The sequence below is a fragment of the Janthinobacterium sp. UMAB-60 genome (assembly GCF_900095235.1).
Classification (GTDB): domain Bacteria; phylum Pseudomonadota; class Gammaproteobacteria; order Burkholderiales; family Burkholderiaceae_D; genus Janthinobacterium.
In genome coordinates this window covers 71438-88953 of sequence record NZ_LT607489.1, presented here as the reverse complement: position 1 = coordinate 88953, position 17516 = coordinate 71438, and the positions used below count along the sequence as shown (strand labels likewise).

The following is a 17516-nucleotide window of genomic DNA, read 5'->3' as shown; positions in this document are numbered from 1 at the left end:
TCAGTGCGTCAGAGTGACGATGAGGCCGCTTAGCCCAGCTCGTCCATCGCAGGGGCGCTCAGATGTTCGACATTTCCCCAGTGCACTAAATGCAGCTTGCCGGCCGCATACGAAAAACGGTTGACGCTGGCATTTTTCACCTGGAAGTCGCGCGGACTGTCGAGCGTCATGCCGACCGCCTCGCGGTAAGCACATTCGAGCACGCCGCCATGCGCCACGATGGCGATCGTCTGGCCGTCATAGCGTTCGGCCCAGCGGGCGATGGCGCCGTTCGCGCGTGCGTAAAACTGGCGAAAACTCTCGGCGTCGCGCTCGCCCGACGGCATCACGGCATCGATCTGCCGCGATTGCCATTGCGCATACTCGTGCGGATAGCGCGCGGCAATATCGGCATACAGCAAGCCTTCGAACGCGCCATAGCAGCGCTCGCGCAGCAAGGGGTCCGTCTGCACGGGTAAATCTTTCACATCGGTCACAGCTTGCGCCGTCTGCTGCGCGCGTTGCAAATCACTGGCGATGATGGCCGCCAGCGGCTCATCGGCCAGCGCCTGCCCCAGCGCGCAAGCTTGCGCCAGGCCCGCCTCGTTCAGCGCGATGTCGATATGGCCCTGCAGGCGGCGGCCCGCATTCCAGGCCGTTTCGCCATGGCGTATCAGTAAAATCGTGGTGCTCATGCTTTATTTCTTCAGGGTAAGTGCCAGCTCGGGGTTGAGCGAGTAAGCGACGACGAGCTGGGCTTCGTCGAGGATGTGGCCGTAGAGCGCGGCATGGGCTTGCTGCCCCGTAAAACGTTCGGGCAAGGCCAACTGTGGCACGTCGAGCGCATACAGGCGGAAAATATAGTGGTGGATGCGCTCGTCATTCCACGGCGGGCACGGACCATCATAACCGTAATAATCGCCGGCCATGGCGGCATCGCCGGCAAACCAGCCCGTGTAGTCGTTGAGGCCCTGGCGCAGCGCCGCACTGGCAGCCTTGCCGCGCGGCGTGATGCCGCTGGAAAATTCTCCGGCGGCAATCACCCGCATGGCGGGCGGCAAATCGAGCAAGCTCCAGTGATAAAAGTCGCCGCGCGGCGCCGTCAGCGGCAAGACCTGGCCTTCAACATTGACCAGGCTGCCGTCCTGCGGCGCATCGGGGTCGATGCAGAACAGGGCCAGCGACTCGGTGCCGTTCGGCACCTCGTCCCAGGCCAGATGGGGATTGCGGTTGCCGGCGAGGCGCACGCGGCTGGCCGGATCGATCTCGGCAAAAGCATTCTCGGCCGGCATCAGGCCGCCATCACGAAACGTCTCGCTCCACAATTTCATCGCTTGCTCCTCTTTATCGTTATTGTTTTGCGTTCACTTGTAGCCAGAAGGTGACGGGGCCATCATTCGTCAGCGACACCTGCATGTCGGCGCCGAACTGCCCCGTTTGCACGTTCGCATGGCGGCTGCGCGCCTGCTCCACGAAATGCGTGAACAGGCGCAAGCCGTCCTGCGGCGCGGCCGCTGGCGTGAACGACGGGCGCGTGCCGGACTTGGTGTCGGCCGCCAAGGTGAACTGGGGCACCAGCAGCAAGCCGCCGGCCACGTCCGTCACGCTGCGGTTCATCTTGCCCGCTTCGTCGGCAAACACGCGATAGCCGAGCAACTTGGTCAGCAAGGCGTCCGCTTCCTTCTGCGTATCGCCCCGCTCGGCGCACACGAGCACCATCAGGCCGGCGTCGATGGCGCCGATGGTGGCGCCGGCAACGTCGACTTTCGCCTGCGTGACGCGCTGCAGCAGCGCGATCATGCCGTCAAGGTGACGCGCGCGAAACTGCGCTTGCCAACTTGCAACACAAATTCGCCCGCCGCCACTTGCAAGCCCTTGTCGCTGATGACGGTGCCGTCGATGCGCACGCCGCCCTGGTCGATCTTGCGCATGGCTTCCGACGTCGACGGGCACAGGCCAGTCTGTTTCAGCAATTGCGGGATGCCCAGCGGGGCGCCGGCCAGGGTCACTGCAGGAATATCGTCGGGAATGCCGCCCTTCGAGCGGTTGACGAAGTCGGCCAGCGCATCTTCGGCCGCCTGCTGCGAGTGGAAACGGGCGACGATCTCTTGCGCCAGCGCAACCTTGGCGTCGCGCGGATTGCGACCTTCTTCGACTTCGCGCTTCAGCTGGGCCAGTTCGGCGATCGAGCGCCACGACAGCAACTCGTAGTAGCGCCACATCATGACGTCGGAAATGCTCATCAGCTTGGCGAACATGGTGTTGCCCGGTTCCGTGATGCCGATGTAGTTATTCTTCGACTTGGACATTTTTTCCACGCCGTCCAAACCTTCCAGCAGCGGCATGGTCAAAATACACTGCTGCTCCTGTCCATACTGCTTTTGCAGTTCGCGGCCCACCAGCAGGTTGAACTTCTGGTCCGTGCCGCCCAGTTCCAGGTCCGATTTCAGGGCCACCGAGTCGTAACCTTGCATCAGCGGGTACAGGAATTCGTGTACGGAAATAGGAATGCCGCCCTGGAAGCGCTTGGTGAAGTCGTCGCGCTCGATCATGCGCGCCACCGTGTAGTGGGAAGCGAGCTGGATGATGCCGCGCGCGCCCAGCGGATCGCACCACTCGGAGTTATAGCGAATTTCCGTCTTGCTGGCATCCAGCACTAAAGATGCTTGCGCGAAATACGTCATCGCGTTAATCTCGATCTGTTCCTTGGTCAGCGGCGGGCGCGTGACGTTGCGGCCCGAAGGGTCGCCGATCATGGAAGTGAAGTCGCCGATCAGAAAAATGACTTGATGGCCGAGGTTTTGCAGCTGGCGCATCTTGTTCAGTACGACAGTGTGACCCAGATGCAAGTCGGGTGCAGTCGGGTCCAGGCCCAGTTTGATGCGCAGTGGAACACCGGTTTTCTCGGAACGCGCTAATTTTTGCGCAAATTCGCTTTCGATCAAGAGTTCGTCGACGCCACGCTTGGTAATCGCGAGGGCTTCTTGTACTCTGTCCGACAGTGGAAGTGCGGTCTGAGCGGCGTTAGCCTTTGTAGGCGATGCGGTGGTGTTGATTTCCATAAAATTTGACTGTAGATCTCAAAATGGTAGTAGGTTTGCGGAGTTTGCTATAATGCTCGATCCCATCAATCTTGCCGTATGAAAACGAACCAAAATAACAATAACAAAGAGCATTAGTTCAGGTCACGTTCAAGGGCAAATTTTAACTGATTGCATGAACCCTATACATAAAATCACAGGCTCACGCTTGTACACACAGCTGACGACGACACGCAAGGCACGCATTCTCGGCGCGTCGGCAGTGCTGCTCGCCGTGGCCGCCTTCGGCGCAGTCGCTGTGTCGCCCATGGCACCCGACGCATCGGACTTGCCGGTCACGTCCATCGCCCAGAACCTGGAAATGCCTGATCTCGCTTCGCAAATTTCCGCGATGGAGCAGGTAGACCAGAATTTCACCCACGAAGAAAAAGTCCGCGCCGGCGATACCCTCGCCACCCTGCTGACCCGTCTCGGCGTGGATGATCCGGCGGCCGCCAATTTCATCAAGACCGACAAGATCGCGCGCGGCGTGATGTTGCTGAAATCGGGCAAGCGCGTGCAAGCGCAAACGACCGAAAACGGCGACCTCAACTGGATGCGCGCCACCCTCGTCGACGGCACGGACAAATCGGTCAAGAACATCCTGATCACCCGCAAGGGCGACAAGTTCGTGGCCACGGAAGTGGCAGCCCAACTGGAACGCCGCGTTGAAATGCACGCGCGCAAGATTACCTCCACCCTGTTCGCCGCCACCGACTCCAGCCTGGACGGCACCCGCCTGCCAGACTCGATTTCCGCGCAAATCGTGGAAATGTTCTCCACCAATATCGATTTCCGCTCCGACCTGAAACGCGGCGACGCATTCAATGTCGTCTACGAAACGTTCTGGCAAGATGGCGAATTTGTCCGAGCGGGCCGCATCCTGGCCGGTGAATTCACCAACCGCGGCACGACTTACCAGTCCGTTTGGTTCGAAGACCCAGCCAGCAAGCAAGGCGGCGGTTACTACAGTTTCGATGGCAAGTCCCTCAAAAAAGCCTTCCTGAAATCCCCCCTCGAATTCTCCCGCATCTCGTCCGGCTTCTCCATGCGCGTGCATCCGATTTCCGGCAACTGGAAAGCGCACAAGGGCATCGATTTCGCGGCAGCAACAGGCACGCCTATACGCGCCTCGGGCGACGGCGTGGTCGATACCGTCGGCAGCCAAAACGGCTACGGCAATGTTGTTGTCCTGAAACACTGGGCCAACTACACCACGGCCTATGCCCACATGAGCCGCTTCGCTTCGGGCCTGAAAAAAGGTCAAAAAGTCAGCCAGGGCGATGTGATCGGCTACGTCGGCACCACCGGCTGGTCCACGGGCGCCCATTTGCACTATGAATTCCGCGTCGGCGGCGTGGCACAAGATCCAAGCAAGCTGAATGTACAAGCCCAGGCGCCGCTGACGGCATCCGAGCTGAGCCGCTTCCGCATGGTCTCGGCCGACATGATGCACCGCTTCACCCTGCTGCGTCCGAACGACACGGCACTGGCGTCGCGTTAAACGAAATTGCATTCTGGCAATATATAAAGGCACCGCCCATGCAAATGGCCGGTGCCTTTGTTTTATGTCCGCCGGAAAATGCGGCACAATGCACCCATCACTGACGCACTCAAGGAAACACCCATGCTGTATATCGGTTTGATGTCGGGCACCAGCCTGGATGGCGTCGACGGCGCCCTGGTCGACTTTTCCGACGATGGCGGCGTGCGCAGCCTGGGCGATGCGTATATTCCCTTCCCCGCCAGCCTGCGCGTTGACCTGATGGCATTGCAAAGTGCCGGCCAGAATGAAATCGAACGCGAAGCGCTGGCGTCCAATCAACTGGTACGCCATTACGCCGACTGCGTCGCCCTGCTGTTGAGCGACGCGGGCATCGGACCGGACGCCATCGCCGCCATCGGCGCGCATGGCCAGACCATCCGCCACCGCCCCGAACTGGGCTTTACGCGCCAGTTGAACAACCCGGCCCTGCTGGCCGAACTGACGGGCATCGATGTCATCGCCGACTTGCGCAGCCGCGACGTGGCGGCCGGCGGCCAGGGCGCGCCACTGGTGCCCGCTTTTCACCAGGCCATTTTCAATTTGCCCGGCCACACGCGCGTACTGGCCAATATCGGCGGCATCAGCAATATCAGCGTGCTGCACGCGGACGGCACGGTGACGGGCTACGACACGGGCCCCGGCAATGCGCTGATGGATGGCTGGGCCCTGCGGCACCTGGGACAGCCGTATGACGCCAACGGCGCCTGGGCCGCCACGGGTAAAGTCTTGCCTGCCCTGCTGGTGGAATTGCTCAATGAACCATTTTTTAACTTGCCGGCGCCGAAAAGCACGGGACGCGACCTGTTCCATGCCGACTGGCTGCAGGACAAGCTGCGCAGCTATCCGCATGCCACAGCTGCCGACGTGCAGGCCACCCTGACGCAACTGACGGCCGCCAGCCTGGCGCATGCCATCGCGCGCGACGGGGCGCAGGCGGAAACCGTGTATGTATGTGGCGGCGGCGCGCAGAACGCCAGCTTGATGGCAGCACTGGCCGCTGCATTGCCGGGCATGGCGGTAGAGTCTACGCAAGCCTTGGGCGTGGCGCCCAGCCAGGTCGAGGCGCTGGCGTTTGCCTGGCTGGCCTGGCGCTTTACGCAGCGTAAACCAGGCAACTTGCCGGCCGTGACGGGTGCGCAGGGCTTACGCGTACTGGGTGCGCTGTATCCGCGTTGAGAGGATGTAGAAACACAAATAGCGGATCGATGATCCGCTATTTTTACATTCCGGTAAAACTACTTTATACCGAGAACGAAGAACCGCAACCACAGGTAGACGTCGCCGTCGGATTCTTGATCACGAACTGCGCGCCTTCCAGGTCATCCTTGTAATCGATTTCCGCGCCGACCAGATACTGGTAGCTCATGGAATCGATCAACAACTGGACGCCATTCTTGACCATGGTGGTGTCATCTTCGTTGACGATTTCGTCGAAGGTGAAGCCGTACTGGAAGCCGGAACAGCCGCCACCCTGCACGAAGACGCGCAATTTCAGGTCGGGATTGCCTTCTTCCTCGATCAGCTGCGCGACTTTTTCGGCGGCGCTATCGGTAAAGATGATAGGCGAAGGGATCACATCTTGCATTTCAGCGACTGCATTCATTTCAGACTCCTCAGAAAACATAGCCTCATTATAGACTGTTGGCACAACTCGCGCTGCGGCCGCCGCTGATGCCGCTGGGCGGTGTTGTTCCTGCTCACATTTCCGACACGGCCAGGTGCAGCACGGGGTCGGCGCTGTCGTGGCGACTGAGCTTTCCTTGCACCAAGGCGCCGCTGTGCATTTCCAGCACCTTGTAATACACCTCCCCTACAATGCGGGCTTTCGGCTGGATTTCAAGCATTTCGGACACATACACGGGGCCATTGATCTCGCCGCTGACGACCAGGCTGGAGCAGCGCACTTCGCCATCAATGCGCCCCGCCTCGCCCAGCACCACATGCGTAGGCTCGCCCGGCTCGCCCGTGACATTGCCGCGCACATGGCCATCGATGCGCAAGCCGCCGCAAAACAGCAAGTCGCCCTCGATCCGCGTGGAGGCGCCGATCAGGGTGTCGATGGGGTTTTTCGCGTTGCGCTCGAACATGAACGTCATCCTGTTGGTGTACGTGGCAGTCCAATTTAGCACAGGTCCGGCAAAAAGGCGCCGCACCTGCGCAAGCACGGCTGCCTATTTTTATGGCAGCAGGGCGATATGTTGCAAACCGGCCGTTTCTTTCAAGCCAAACATCAAGTTCATGCACTGCACGGCCTGGCCCGATGCGCCCTTGACCAGGTTATCCTGCACCACCAGCACGATGACGGTATTGCCGCCTTCGGGACGGTGCAAAGCCAGGCGCAGCATGTTCGAGCCGCGCGTGGAGCGCGTTTCCGGGTGCGAGCCGAATGGCATCACGTCGACGAAAGGTTCATCCTTGTATTGCTCTTCGAACAAGGATTGCAATTCTTCATTGCTGACATCCTTGTTCAGCTGCGCGTACAGGGTCGAGTGCATGCCGCGGATCATCGGCACCAGGTGCGGCGTGAAGGTCAGCCCCACTTTGTCGTCCGTGAAACGCTGCAATTGCGCCGTCGTTTCCGGCAGGTGGCGGTGACCGGCCACGCCGTAGGCCTTGAAGCTGTCGCTGCTTTCCGAAAACAGGATGCCGATTTCCGCCTTGCGGCCGGCGCCGGACACGCCCGACTTGCAGTCGGCGATCAAGCCGCCCGCGTTGACCAGGCCCGCCTTGAGCAGCGGGTAAAAGCCCAGTTGCATGGTGGTCGGGTAGCAACCGGGGTTGGCGATCAGGCTGGCTTTTTTAATGTCTTCGCGGTTCAGTTCCGGCAAGCCATACACGGCTTGCTCGATCAACTCGGGCGCCGTGTGGGCAATCTTGTACCATTGCTCGAACTTGGCCTGGTCTTTCAGGCGGAAGTCGGCGGCCAGGTCGATGACTTTCACGCCGGCGGCCAGCAAGGCTGGTGCTTGTGCCATGGCAACACCATGCGGAGTGGCAAAGAAGACCACGTCGCACTGTTCCAGATTCGCCTTTTCCGGCGAAGTAAACGCCAGTTTGACGTGGCCACGCAGGGAAGGATACATGTCAGCAACGGGCAAGCCATCTTCCTTGCGCGAGGTAATCGCCGTCAACTCAACATCTGGATGGGTAGCCAGCAAGCGCAGCAATTCCACGCCCGTGTATCCAGTGCCGCCGACGATGCCAACTTTGATCATGTTCTTTCCTTGTGTATAGATTGAGATTGCATAAAGATGAAGTGAAACGCTACCCCTGCGGGTTTTCCGCGTATTTTACAGCGCAACGGCGCATCCCGCTGAAATGCAAAAAAGCCGCGGGACCGAAGTCCAGCGGCTTTTCGAGCAGCACCTCGAAAGGTACTGTAGCGTAAGAATTAACGCTTCGAGAATTGCTTTGCGCGACGTGCTTTGCGCAGACCAACTTTTTTACGCTCGACTTCACGTGCATCGCGGGTCACGAAGCCGGCTTTCGCCAGTTCCGGTTTCAGCGCTGCATCGTAGTCGATCAGAGCGCGGGTGATGCCGTGACGAACTGCACCAGCCTGGCCCGACTCACCGCCGCCATGGACGTTGACTTTGATGTCGAAACGCTCGACATTGCCGGTCAGTTCCAGAGGTTGACGGATGACCATCAGACCTGTTTCGCGCGAAAAGTATTCGTTTGCTGGTTTGCCGTTAACAACGATCAAGCCTGTGCCAACTTTGATAAAAACCCGAGCCACTGCACTTTTGCGACGGCCGGTTCCATAATTGTAATTACCGATCATGTCAGTTCCTTAGAGAACAAGTGCTTTAGGTTGCTGAGCAGCGTGCGGATGGGAACCTTCCGCGTACACTTTCAGCTTCTTGATCATTGCGTAGCCGAGTGGGCCTTTAGGCAGCATGCCCTTGACCGCTTTCTCAAGCGCGCGACCTGGAAAACGCTGTTGCATTTTCTGGAAGTTGGTTTCGTAGATGCCGCCTGGATAGCCAGAGTGACGGTAGTAAATTTTCTCAGTAGCTTTGGTACCGGTCACACGCAGTTTGCCTGCGTTGATGACGACGATAAAGTCGCCGGTATCGACGTGAGGAGTAAATTCTGGTTTGTGTTTGCCGCGCAGTCGGAGTGCCACTTCGCTGGCAACACGTCCGAGGACTTTGTCCGTCGCGTCAACCACGAACCAATCGCGCTGGACTTCATGTCCTTTAGCGGAAAATGTTTTCATGTTGACTTCCTAATAGATTACACGCTCAAATGGTGGTTCCGCCGATGCTGCTGTGCGGACTCTGCCTTATTTACTTTTCCTGAGCGAACGGAAAGCCGACAAGTATAAGCGGCTTTGCCTTGCCGCGTCAAGCCACGATGCGGACCGGCTGCGGGCCGGCGGGCGGCACATGGACAGGCATTCCTCTATTACAATACAAAACGCCTACAATTTTCGGAGAGTACGATGGAATGCAAAGTCAGCTGGAATGGCCCGTCGGGCATGAGTTTTCGGGCAGAAACCGGCTCCGGCCACCTGGTGACCATGGATGGCGCGCCCGATGGCGGCGGCCACAACCTGGCGCCGCGCCCCATGGAAATGGTCTTGCTGGGCACGGGTGGCTGCACCGCCTATGACGTGGTGCTGATCCTGAAACGGGGGCGCGAAGCCGTCAGTGGCTGCGAAGTGACCCTGAAGGCCGAGCGCGCCGACACCGACCCGAAAGTGTTTACCAAGATCCACTTCCATTTCACCGTGCGGGGCAAGGCCCTGAAACCGACGGCCGTGGAACGGGCCGTGACTTTGTCGCACGACAAATATTGCTCGGCGTCGATCATGCTGGCGAAAACTGCCGAGATCACCCACTCGTTCGAAATCATCGAGGAATGAGGTAGGTCGGATTAGCGCGCCAGCGCGTAATCCGACAATACCCGTAACGCCAACAATGTGTCGGATTACGCGCGGCATTGCCGCGCTAATCCGACCTACAGGTAATACGCTGTCTTCGTCATCACTTTGCCCATGATGCCCATCAGCGCCTTGACGGGCGCCGGCGTATCGATGGCGCCCAGGCGCTGCGCCGCGGCGCCGTGTTCCACTTCGTCGAGGGCCATCTGCATGACGATGGCACGCGATTTCGCGTCCTGCGGCGGCAATTCCTGCAAGTGGCTGGCCAGGTGCGCTTCCACCTGGCGCTCCGTTTCCACCACAAAACCCAGGCTGCGGCCGTCGCCCATGCGCGCGGCGATGGTGCCCAGCGCAAACGAACCCGCATACCACAGGGGATTGAGCAGGCTCAGACGCGAGCCCAGCTCCGTCAGGCGCTGCGCCGTCCAGGCCAGGTGGTCTTCCTCTTCGCGTCCCGCCTCATCGAACTGGGCGCGGATGGCCGGGCTGTGCGCATAGCGCGCCTGCGAGTTGTACAGGGCTTGGGCGCACACTTCGCCCACATGGTTGACGCGCATCAAGCCGGCGCTGTGGCGCTGCTCGGCCGCGCTCAGCTGTGCATCGGGCGCGTGCGCGGCCGGCGAGGGACGCGAGGCCGAGGCCACGCCCGCGATCACACGCAGGGCCTTGTCGGCGCCGACAATCAAACGATCCAGGGGGTCAAAATGGCGGTTCGCGGTCATCGTGGCTATGCTCATGAGTAGTAAAGCATGAATTATAGGACGATAGCGGCCAGCAGCCCCCACGCCGCGCGCAGGGCGAACGGGGCTTTATTGACTTGTGCGCGTTTTTTCCTGCTCGATCCAGTCGACCACGGGGCCGACGGCATCGAGGCCGGACAGGCTTTTCGCCACGCCCAGGTTCAGTGAAACCAGGAAGGAAATGCTGTCGACGGGGATGTCCGGGCAGTATTCGGCAAACGCGGCGCGAAAACGCTCCGACTGCAGCACGCGCAAGACTTTCTCGCCGCTCATGAATTGCAGCACGCTGGCGATGCTGTGCCCGCCACCAATCGAGTGATAAATAAAGCGGTTGTACCTGGCATCGATCTGCTTGAAATCGAGCGTTTCCTCCGTCATCAGGCCGGCCAGGTAGTACAAGCCCAGGCTGACACGGAAGAAACCGATGGCTTCGGCACTGGTCATGCCGGCGCGCGCCACGGCCAGTACCTTGTCCTGCATCGCCTGATCGATCGTTCGCATTGCACTCTCCCGCGCCGTCCGCCGGCGCCCACCAGGCCAGCTTGCATGAAGATGCTGCTTTTTTCAATAGACCAAACGATATTTCCATCTTGCAAGTTACATTTTTTGCATGCTACTCTCGTTCTTCACCGTCAAATGGATGAAGCACATGATTGAAGTCAAGCACCTGGCAAAACGTTTTCGCATGCCGCCCCAGAAGGGCAAGGGCGTGCACGTCAGCGATCCGCGCGAGCATGAGGGCTGGTTTCACGCCGTGCGCGACGTCAGTTTCAGCTGCGCCCCGGGCGAGGTGCTGGGCTTGCTGGGTCCGAATGGCGCCGGCAAGACGACCACCCTGCGCCTGCTGTCGACGGCCCTGCAAGCGGACGCGGGCAGCGCCCTCGTCAACGGCGTCGATGTGCTGCTGCAACCCCTGGTGGCGCGCCAGAGCATCGGCTTCCTGTCCGGCTCGACGGGCTTGTATGGGCGCCTGACGGCGCGCGAGAACGTGGAATATTTTGGCCGCCTGCACGGCATGCCGGCCGACAAGCTGAAACGCCGCTGCGACGAGCTGTTTGCCCTGCTGCAAATGGAAGAGTACGGCAATAAGCGGGCCGATCAGTTGTCGACGGGTATGAAACAGAAGTGCGCGATCGCCCGCACCGTCGTGCATGAGCCGCAGGTGGTGATCCTCGACGAGCCGACCACGGGTCTGGACGTGATGTCGGCCAAGATCCTGCTCGACTTCATCGCCAGCTACAAGGCGCTGCGCGTGCCGCTGATCTTTTCCACGCACCATCTGCACGAGGTGGAAAAGCTGTGCGACCGCGTCTGCATCATCAACCGCGGCACCACCGCCTTCCATGGCACGGTCAACGAACTGCGCCACCTGGGCGGCAGTGCCGATCTGTACGATGCCTTCGTCAGCGTCATCAACCAGGGAACCTGAGCCATGTGGACCATTTATCTGAAAGAGTTGCTGGAACTCACGCGCGACCGCAAGACGCTGATTTTCACCATCCTCATCCCCATCTTTGCCATGCCGCTGATCTTTGGCGGCTTCGCCTATGTCTCGAACAATATGTTCAAGAATGCCAAGACGGCGGAAATGCGCTATGCGCTGTTCGGCAAGGACTATTCGCCGGGCCTGAGCGCGCGATTTGCGCAGCAGCACAACTTGCGCGAAGTGCCGCTGGCCAGCGAGGCGGAGATTCGCCGCGCCATCGGCGACGACAGCATCAAGTTCGCGGTCGTCATCCCGCCGCATTTTGAAGAGGCGCTGCAGCAACGGCAACAGGCCAAGGTGGTACTGCACTACAACAGCGCCAGCACGGTCGACGTGACCCAGCAGCGGGTGCGCGAGATTATCGATACCTACAACGCCAGCCTGCGCGAAGGGGCGCTGTCGGCACTGAACCTGAGTCCGGCCCAGCTGGCCTTCGCCCTGCACCCCATCGTGCTCGACAAGCAGTCGACGGCCAACGAGCGCGAGCAGATGGGCGCCATCGTCGGCGGCATGCTGCCCTATCTGCTGCTGATGGTATGCCTGACGGCGGCCATGTATCCGGCCATCGACCTGGGCGCCGGCGAAAAGGAGCGTGGCACGCTGGAAACCCTGCTGCTGGCGCCCGTGCCGCGCAGCGCCATCGTGCTGGCCAAGTTCCTCGTGCTGTTTACGGTGGGCATGACCTCGGCCGTGCTGATGGTGGGCAGCATGGGCGCCCTGCTGGCCATCTTCGGCAGTTCGCTCGAAGGCAACATGGCCGTCATGGTGCGCAGCATCGGCTTGCCCGACCTGGCCATGGTGACCCTGATGCTGGTGCCGACGGCCGCCATCTTCGCCTCGCTGCTGCTGTCGATCTCGATCTACGCGAAAAGCTACAAGGAAGCAGCCGGCATGATCACGCCATTGATGCTGTTCGTCATCCTGCCCACGGTGGCGGCCATGCTGCCAGGCGTCGAGCTGAACTGGATGTGGGCCATGGTGCCGCTGACGAATGTATCGCTGGCCATGAAGGAGCTGGTCAAGGGCACCATGGATTACCGCATGTTCGGCGTCATCCTGGCCTCGACCACGGTGATCGCGGGCGCGCTGCTGATGCTGTGCCGCTGGTGGTTTAACCGCGAATCGGTTCTGTTCCGCAATTAAGCTTGCAAATGACTCGCGGCGGGGTGCCATCCACCCCGCCCATCCGCACTCTGGCCACGCGAAAATGCCGTGTATCGCATGCAACTGCCCAGTACGTCGTAAATTCAATACAATGCCAGCATAGAGTAGCCCTGTAGCATCGGGCAGCAACGCATGAGTCAGGAGTTGTATGGAATTGCAGATTCGCAAATTGTCGAAAACCTACGCGAATGGCGTGGTGGCGCTGGATAACGTGTCGCTGACGATACCGCCCGGAATGTTTGGCTTGCTGGGCCCGAATGGCGCGGGCAAGTCGACCCTGATGCGCACCCTGGCCACCCTGCAGGAATGCGATTCCGGCTCCATCTTCTTCGGCGACTACGACGTGCTCGACGACAAGGACGAGATCCGCCGCATGCTGGGCTACCTGCCACAAGACTTCGGCCTGTACCCGAAAGTGACGGCCTACGAATTGCTCGACCACTTCGCCATGCTAAAAGGGCTGTCGCAGCGGGCGCGCCGGCGCGAGGTCGTCGATGGCCTGTTGCAGCAAACCAATCTGTTCGACGTGCGCCACCAGCGCCTGGGCAGCTTTTCCGGCGGCATGCGCCAGCGCTTCGGCATCGCGCAAGCCCTGCTGGGCGACCCGAAACTGATCATCGTCGACGAGCCGACGGCCGGCCTCGACCCGCAGGAGCGCGTGCGCTTCCATAATCTGCTGTCCGATATCGGCGAAGACAAGACGGTGATCCTGTCGACCCACATCGTCTCCGACGTGGCCGATCTGTGCGCCAACATGGCCATCATCAACAAAGGGCATTTGCTGCTGTGCGGCAAGACCCAGGAACTGATCGATGAAGTCAGCTGCAAGATCTGGGCGCGCTTTGTCGAAAAAAAGGAACTCGCCAGCTTCCAGCAGCGCCACGCCGTCATTTCCACGCGCTTGCTGTCGGGCCGCACCCTGATCCACGTCTACAGCGACGACGACCCGGGCGACGGCTTCGAGGAAGCCATCGGCGACCTGGAAGACCTGTATTTCGCCACCATTGCCGGGCGCCACCGCGTCGCCCCGCAGTGCGACTGAGGGGGCGGCCATGTTTGCCATCGCCCGATTTGAAGCGCGACAGCGGCTCAAGCTGCTGTCCACCTGGGTGTATTTCGCCATGTTCCTGGCGCTGGCCATGCTGTGGATGGCCGCCGCCGGCGGTGTCTTCAAGGAAGCGAGCATCAGCTTCGGCGGCAAGTTCCTGATCAACGCGCCCCGCTCGCTGGCATTCACGTGCAGCGTGCTGGGCTGCTTCGGCGCCGTGGTGGTGGCCGCCATGATGGGCCGCTCGGTACAGCAGGATTTCGAGCACGGCATGCAGCATTTCTTCTTCAGCGCGCCGATCAAAAAATACCAGTATGTCTTCGGTCGCTTCCTCGGCGCTTATCTGGTGCTGGCCGTGGTGTTTTCCAGCATCGTCATCGGGGCCTGGCTGGGCGCCTGGCTGCCCGGCATCGATCCCGAACGGCTGGGGCCGCAGCGCGCGCTGGCCTATTTGATGCCATATGTATTTACCCTGCTGCCGAACCTGTTCATCTTCGGCGCCATCTTCTTCGTCATCGCGGCCCTGACGCGGCGCATGTTGCCCGTGTACATCAGCTCGGTGGTCATGCTGATCGGCTACCTGGTGGCGCCCTCGCTGGCGCGCGACCTCGACTACAAGACCCTGGCCGCCCTGATCGACCCCTTCGGTACCACGGCGCTGATACGCCTGACGGAATACTGGCCGAATGCGGAGCGCAACACGCGCCTGGTGACCCTGGAAGGCGTGTATTTGCTGAACCGCGCCATCTGGTCCGGCTTCGCCCTGGTGGCCTTGCTGCTCGGCTACTGGCGCTTCCAGTTCCACGCCACGACGGACGCGGGCGCCAGCAAGCGCCGCAGCGAGGGCGATGTACCGCTGCGCCTGTCGAGCGCTTCGCTGTCCACGCAGGAAGCACCTGATTTTGCGCAGCGCAACCTGGCCGCCCTGCTCGTCAAGATGAGCTGGCTGAACCTGCGCGAAACCATCAAGAACATCTATTTTGTCGTCATCGTGCTCGCTGGCGTGCTGACCATGTATGCGGGCGCGCTGGACATGGGTTCCATGTACGGCACGAATACCTATCCCGTAACGGAAAAAGTGCTGGACATGGTCAGCGCCTCGTTCGCCCTGTTCATGCTGGTCATTACCACCTTCTATGCGGGCGAACTGGTGTGGCGCGAACGGGAAACGCACATCGAGCTGATGCTCGACGCCCTGCCCGTGCCAAACTGGCTGCCCCTGCTGTCGAAGCTGTTCGCCCTGATCGGCCTGCAAGCATTGCTGAGCCTGGTCATCATGCTGTGCGGCATGTCGATCCAGGTCTTCAAGGGCTATTACCGCCTCGACCCCGGCCTGTACCTGGAATCGCTGTTCCTGTCGCACCTGCCCTACTACGCATTGATCGCCGTGCTGGCCATCTTTTTGCAGGTAGTGATCAATCACAAGTACCTGGCGTATTTCGCCATGATTCTGTACCACATCGCCAGCATCAGCTTTGCCTCGCTGGGCCTGGGCGACCCGCTGCTGCTGTACGGCAGCACGCCGGACTTCATCTATTCAGCCATGAACGGCGCCGGCCACTATGTGTTGCGCGAGCGCTGGTACTTGCTGTACTGGAGCGGCGCGGCCGTCATGCTGACGCTGCTGTCGCTGCTGTTCTGGCCCCGTGGCGCGCAGGATAGCTGGCGCATCCGATTGCGCCTGGCGCGCCACGGCCTGACGCAAGGCGTGCTGGCCAGCTTTGCCATCGGCGCCCTGATCTTCGTCGGCGCCGGCGGCGTGCTGTTCTACGTCTTTCACGTGGCCAACGATTACAAGTCCGAATTTTCCCGCGATGCGGACCGAGCCAGTGTCGAGCGCCAGTACCGCAAGTTTGCCGCCACGCCGCAGCCGAAAATCACCGACGTGAAACTCGATGTAGCCATCTACCCGGCGCAGCGCACCCTGGCCGTCACGGGCCGCTATCTGCTGCAAAACAAGACTAGCCTGCCGATCAGCCACATTTTTGTGCAGCAAGACCCGACCGCCACCATGCGGCTGCGTTTCGATGCGCGCGTGCACCCCGGCATCGATGACGGCAAGCTGGGCTTTTACAGCTACCGCCTGGCCGCGCCGCTGGCGCCGGGCGCCAGCCTGGGCCTCGATTTCGACATTGCCTATGCGCCGCGCGGCATCTTCGGCCTGGGCCAGGACACGCCCGTCGTGGCCAACGGCACCTTCTTCACGAATGCCGTGCTGCCGCACATCGGCTACCAGGCGCAGCTGGAATTGACGGACCCGCGCGACCGCAAGAAACACGGCTTGCCGGCGCGCGAACGGGCCTTGCCGCGCGACGATGCGAAGGGATTGGCCGACAATTACGTCAGCATTGACGCCGACCGCATCAACTTCGACGCCACCGTCAGCACCGTCGACGGCCAGACGGCCATCGCGCCGGGCATGCTGGACAACGACTGGATCGCCAAGGGCCGCCATTACTTCCATTACACGATGGACCAGCCTATCCTGAATTTCTACGCGTTCCAGTCGGCGCGCTACGCCGTCAGGCACGAGCGCTGGCAGGACGTGGCCATCGACGTGTATTACCATCCTGGCCATGAATACAACCTCGATCGTTTCGTGCGTGGCAGCAAGGAAGCGCTCGATTACTACACGAAAAACTTCGGCCCCTACCAGCACAAGGTCCTGCGCATCGTGGAATTCCCCCGCTACGCCACGTTTGCGCAGTCGTTCCCGAACACGATTCCATACTCGGAAGGCCTGGGTTTCATCGCCAAGGTGGACGACAAGAATCCGAAGGACCTCGACTATCCGTTCTACGTCACGGCGCATGAAGTGGCGCACCAGTGGTGGGCGCATCAATTGGTGGGCGGCAACACGCGTGGCGCCACCGTGCTCAGCGAAACCCTGGCCGAATATTCGGCCCTGATGGTGATGAAAAAAACCACGGGACCGGCCAAGATGCGCCGCTTCCTGCGCTATGACCTGAATCAATACCTGATGGGACGCAGCGAAGAAAGCAAGAAGGAGCTGCCGCTGGCCGAGAATGAAAACCAGGCCTACATCCATTACCACAAGGGCAGCCTGGCCATGTATTTGCTGCAGGACATGATCGGCGAAGACAAGGTCAACGGCGTGCTGCGCGAGCTGCTGAAGACCTACGGCCAGAAGGGACCGCCGTATGCGAGCGTGACGGCGCTGGTCCAGGGCTTGCGCCAGGTCACGCCGCCCGAGCAGGCTTACCTGATCGACGACCTGTTCGAGAAAATCGTGCTGTTCGACAACCGCGCCCTGTCGGCCAAGGCCACCAAACGCGGCGATGGCAAGTACGCCGTCACCCTCAAGGTGCAGGCGAGCAAATTGATGGCCGGCGAACAGGGAGAGGAACACGATGCGCCCCTGCATGACTGGATCGAGATCGGCGTCGACGATGCGAATGGCCAACCGCTGCTGCGCGAACGCCTGCGCATGACGGCGCGCGAAGCGAGCTATACCGTCATCGTCGGCAGCCGGCCCGGCAAGGCGGGCATCGACCCCGACAACAAGTTGATCGACCGCAAGCCCGATGACAATATGGTCACCGTCGAGCTCGACGAACCGTGACG

General features: G+C 60.8%; 18 protein-coding genes. 7 read left to right on the top strand and 11 right to left on the bottom strand.

The features are described 5' to 3' along the window. Positions 1 to 29 precede the first annotated feature (29 nt). Genes K0F86_RS14320 through tyrS form a run of 4 tightly spaced genes read right to left on the bottom strand, consistent with a single transcriptional unit; the run spans position 30 to position 3041 of the window. Entirely contained in the window at positions 30 to 674 is a 645-nt protein-coding gene (locus K0F86_RS14320) for a histidine phosphatase family protein (protein ID WP_219134986.1), read from the bottom strand. A gap of 3 nt (positions 675 to 677) precedes the next feature. Beyond that, positions 678 to 1310, bottom strand: a complete 633-nt coding sequence (locus K0F86_RS14315) for a YbhB/YbcL family Raf kinase inhibitor-like protein (protein ID WP_219134985.1) — start codon at positions 1308 to 1310, stop codon at positions 678 to 680. Positions 1311 to 1329: 19 nt separating this feature from the next. After that, entirely contained in the window at positions 1330 to 1779 is a 450-nt protein-coding gene (dtd, locus tag K0F86_RS14310) for a D-aminoacyl-tRNA deacylase (protein ID WP_219134984.1), read from the bottom strand. Beyond that, positions 1776 to 3041 carry a tyrosine--tRNA ligase gene (gene tyrS / locus K0F86_RS14305; protein ID WP_219134983.1) on the bottom strand — a complete coding sequence of 422 codons (1266 nt, stop codon included), beginning with the start codon at positions 3039 to 3041 and terminating at the stop codon, positions 1776 to 1778. Before tyrS ends, dtd begins: the two co-directional genes overlap by 4 nt. 154 nt (positions 3042 to 3195) lie before the next feature. On the opposite strand from tyrS, the gene K0F86_RS14300 reads away from it, so the two are divergent. Continuing rightward, a complete protein-coding gene (locus K0F86_RS14300) occupies positions 3196 to 4563 on the top strand; it encodes a M23 family metallopeptidase (RefSeq protein WP_219134982.1) in 1368 nt (455 codons plus the stop codon). Positions 4564 to 4686: 123 nt separating this feature from the next. Further along, on the top strand, positions 4687 to 5781 hold the full coding sequence (locus tag K0F86_RS14295; RefSeq protein ID WP_219134981.1) for an anhydro-N-acetylmuramic acid kinase: 1095 nt from the start codon (positions 4687 to 4689) through the stop codon (positions 5779 to 5781). A gap of 64 nt (positions 5782 to 5845) precedes the next feature. Here the strand turns inward: K0F86_RS14295 and erpA are convergent, their stop codons facing one another. The 5 genes from erpA to rplM all read right to left on the bottom strand — a co-directional run bounded on the left by erpA (position 5846) and on the right by rplM (position 8827). Next, the gene (gene erpA, locus K0F86_RS14290; protein WP_029496047.1) at positions 5846 to 6208 is read right to left on the bottom strand and encodes an iron-sulfur cluster insertion protein ErpA; all 363 of its coding nucleotides are present in this window, start codon (positions 6206 to 6208) and stop codon (positions 5846 to 5848) included. A gap of 94 nt (positions 6209 to 6302) precedes the next feature. Next, positions 6303 to 6692: a polymer-forming cytoskeletal protein gene (locus tag K0F86_RS14285; RefSeq protein WP_071079490.1), complete on the bottom strand. Its 390-nt coding sequence runs from the start codon at positions 6690 to 6692 to the stop codon at positions 6303 to 6305. 90 nt (positions 6693 to 6782) lie between these two features. After that, the gene (gene argC / locus K0F86_RS14280; protein ID WP_219134980.1) at positions 6783 to 7820 is read right to left on the bottom strand and encodes an N-acetyl-gamma-glutamyl-phosphate reductase; all 1038 of its coding nucleotides are present in this window, start codon (positions 7818 to 7820) and stop codon (positions 6783 to 6785) included. Between the two features lie 176 nt (positions 7821 to 7996). Next, entirely contained in the window at positions 7997 to 8389 is a 393-nt protein-coding gene (gene rpsI, locus K0F86_RS14275) for a 30S ribosomal protein S9 (RefSeq protein ID WP_010393285.1), read from the bottom strand. Positions 8390 to 8398: 9 nt separating this feature from the next. Further along, on the bottom strand, positions 8399 to 8827 hold the full coding sequence (gene rplM, locus K0F86_RS14270) for a 50S ribosomal protein L13 (RefSeq protein ID WP_010393282.1): 429 nt from the start codon (positions 8825 to 8827) through the stop codon (positions 8399 to 8401). Between the two features lie 225 nt (positions 8828 to 9052). Between rplM and K0F86_RS14265 the strand changes: the two genes are divergently transcribed. Further along, positions 9053 to 9475: an OsmC family protein gene (locus tag K0F86_RS14265; protein WP_071079492.1), complete on the top strand. Its 423-nt coding sequence runs from the start codon at positions 9053 to 9055 to the stop codon at positions 9473 to 9475. A gap of 95 nt (positions 9476 to 9570) precedes the next feature. Here the strand turns inward: K0F86_RS14265 and coq7 are convergent, their stop codons facing one another. Together coq7 and K0F86_RS14255 are read right to left on the bottom strand one after the other, a co-directional pair. Next, positions 9571 to 10215: a 2-polyprenyl-3-methyl-6-methoxy-1,4-benzoquinone monooxygenase gene (gene coq7, locus K0F86_RS14260; protein ID WP_219134979.1), complete on the bottom strand. Its 645-nt coding sequence runs from the start codon at positions 10213 to 10215 to the stop codon at positions 9571 to 9573. A gap of 87 nt (positions 10216 to 10302) precedes the next feature. After that, positions 10303 to 10734, bottom strand: coding sequence for a hypothetical protein (locus K0F86_RS14255; protein ID WP_219134978.1), 432 nt, complete (start codon positions 10732 to 10734; stop codon positions 10303 to 10305). Positions 10735 to 10882: 148 nt separating this feature from the next. Between K0F86_RS14255 and K0F86_RS14250 the strand changes: the two genes are divergently transcribed. From K0F86_RS14250 to K0F86_RS14235, 4 genes are all read left to right on the top strand, one after another. Beyond that, complete coding sequence (locus K0F86_RS14250) at positions 10883 to 11662, top strand: ATP-binding cassette domain-containing protein (RefSeq protein ID WP_219134977.1); 780 nt, start codon at positions 10883 to 10885, stop codon at positions 11660 to 11662. Positions 11663 to 11665: 3 nt separating this feature from the next. Next, positions 11666 to 12862, top strand: a complete 1197-nt coding sequence (locus K0F86_RS14245) for an ABC transporter permease (protein ID WP_219134976.1) — start codon at positions 11666 to 11668, stop codon at positions 12860 to 12862. Between the two features lie 169 nt (positions 12863 to 13031). Then, positions 13032 to 13925 carry an ABC transporter ATP-binding protein gene (locus K0F86_RS14240; RefSeq protein WP_096233797.1) on the top strand — a complete coding sequence of 298 codons (894 nt, stop codon included), beginning with the start codon at positions 13032 to 13034 and terminating at the stop codon, positions 13923 to 13925. Positions 13926 to 13935: 10 nt separating this feature from the next. Next, the gene (locus K0F86_RS14235) at positions 13936 to 17514 is read left to right on the top strand and encodes a M1 family aminopeptidase (RefSeq protein ID WP_219134975.1); all 3579 of its coding nucleotides are present in this window, start codon (positions 13936 to 13938) and stop codon (positions 17512 to 17514) included. The last annotated feature ends 2 nt before the right edge of the window (positions 17515 to 17516 follow it).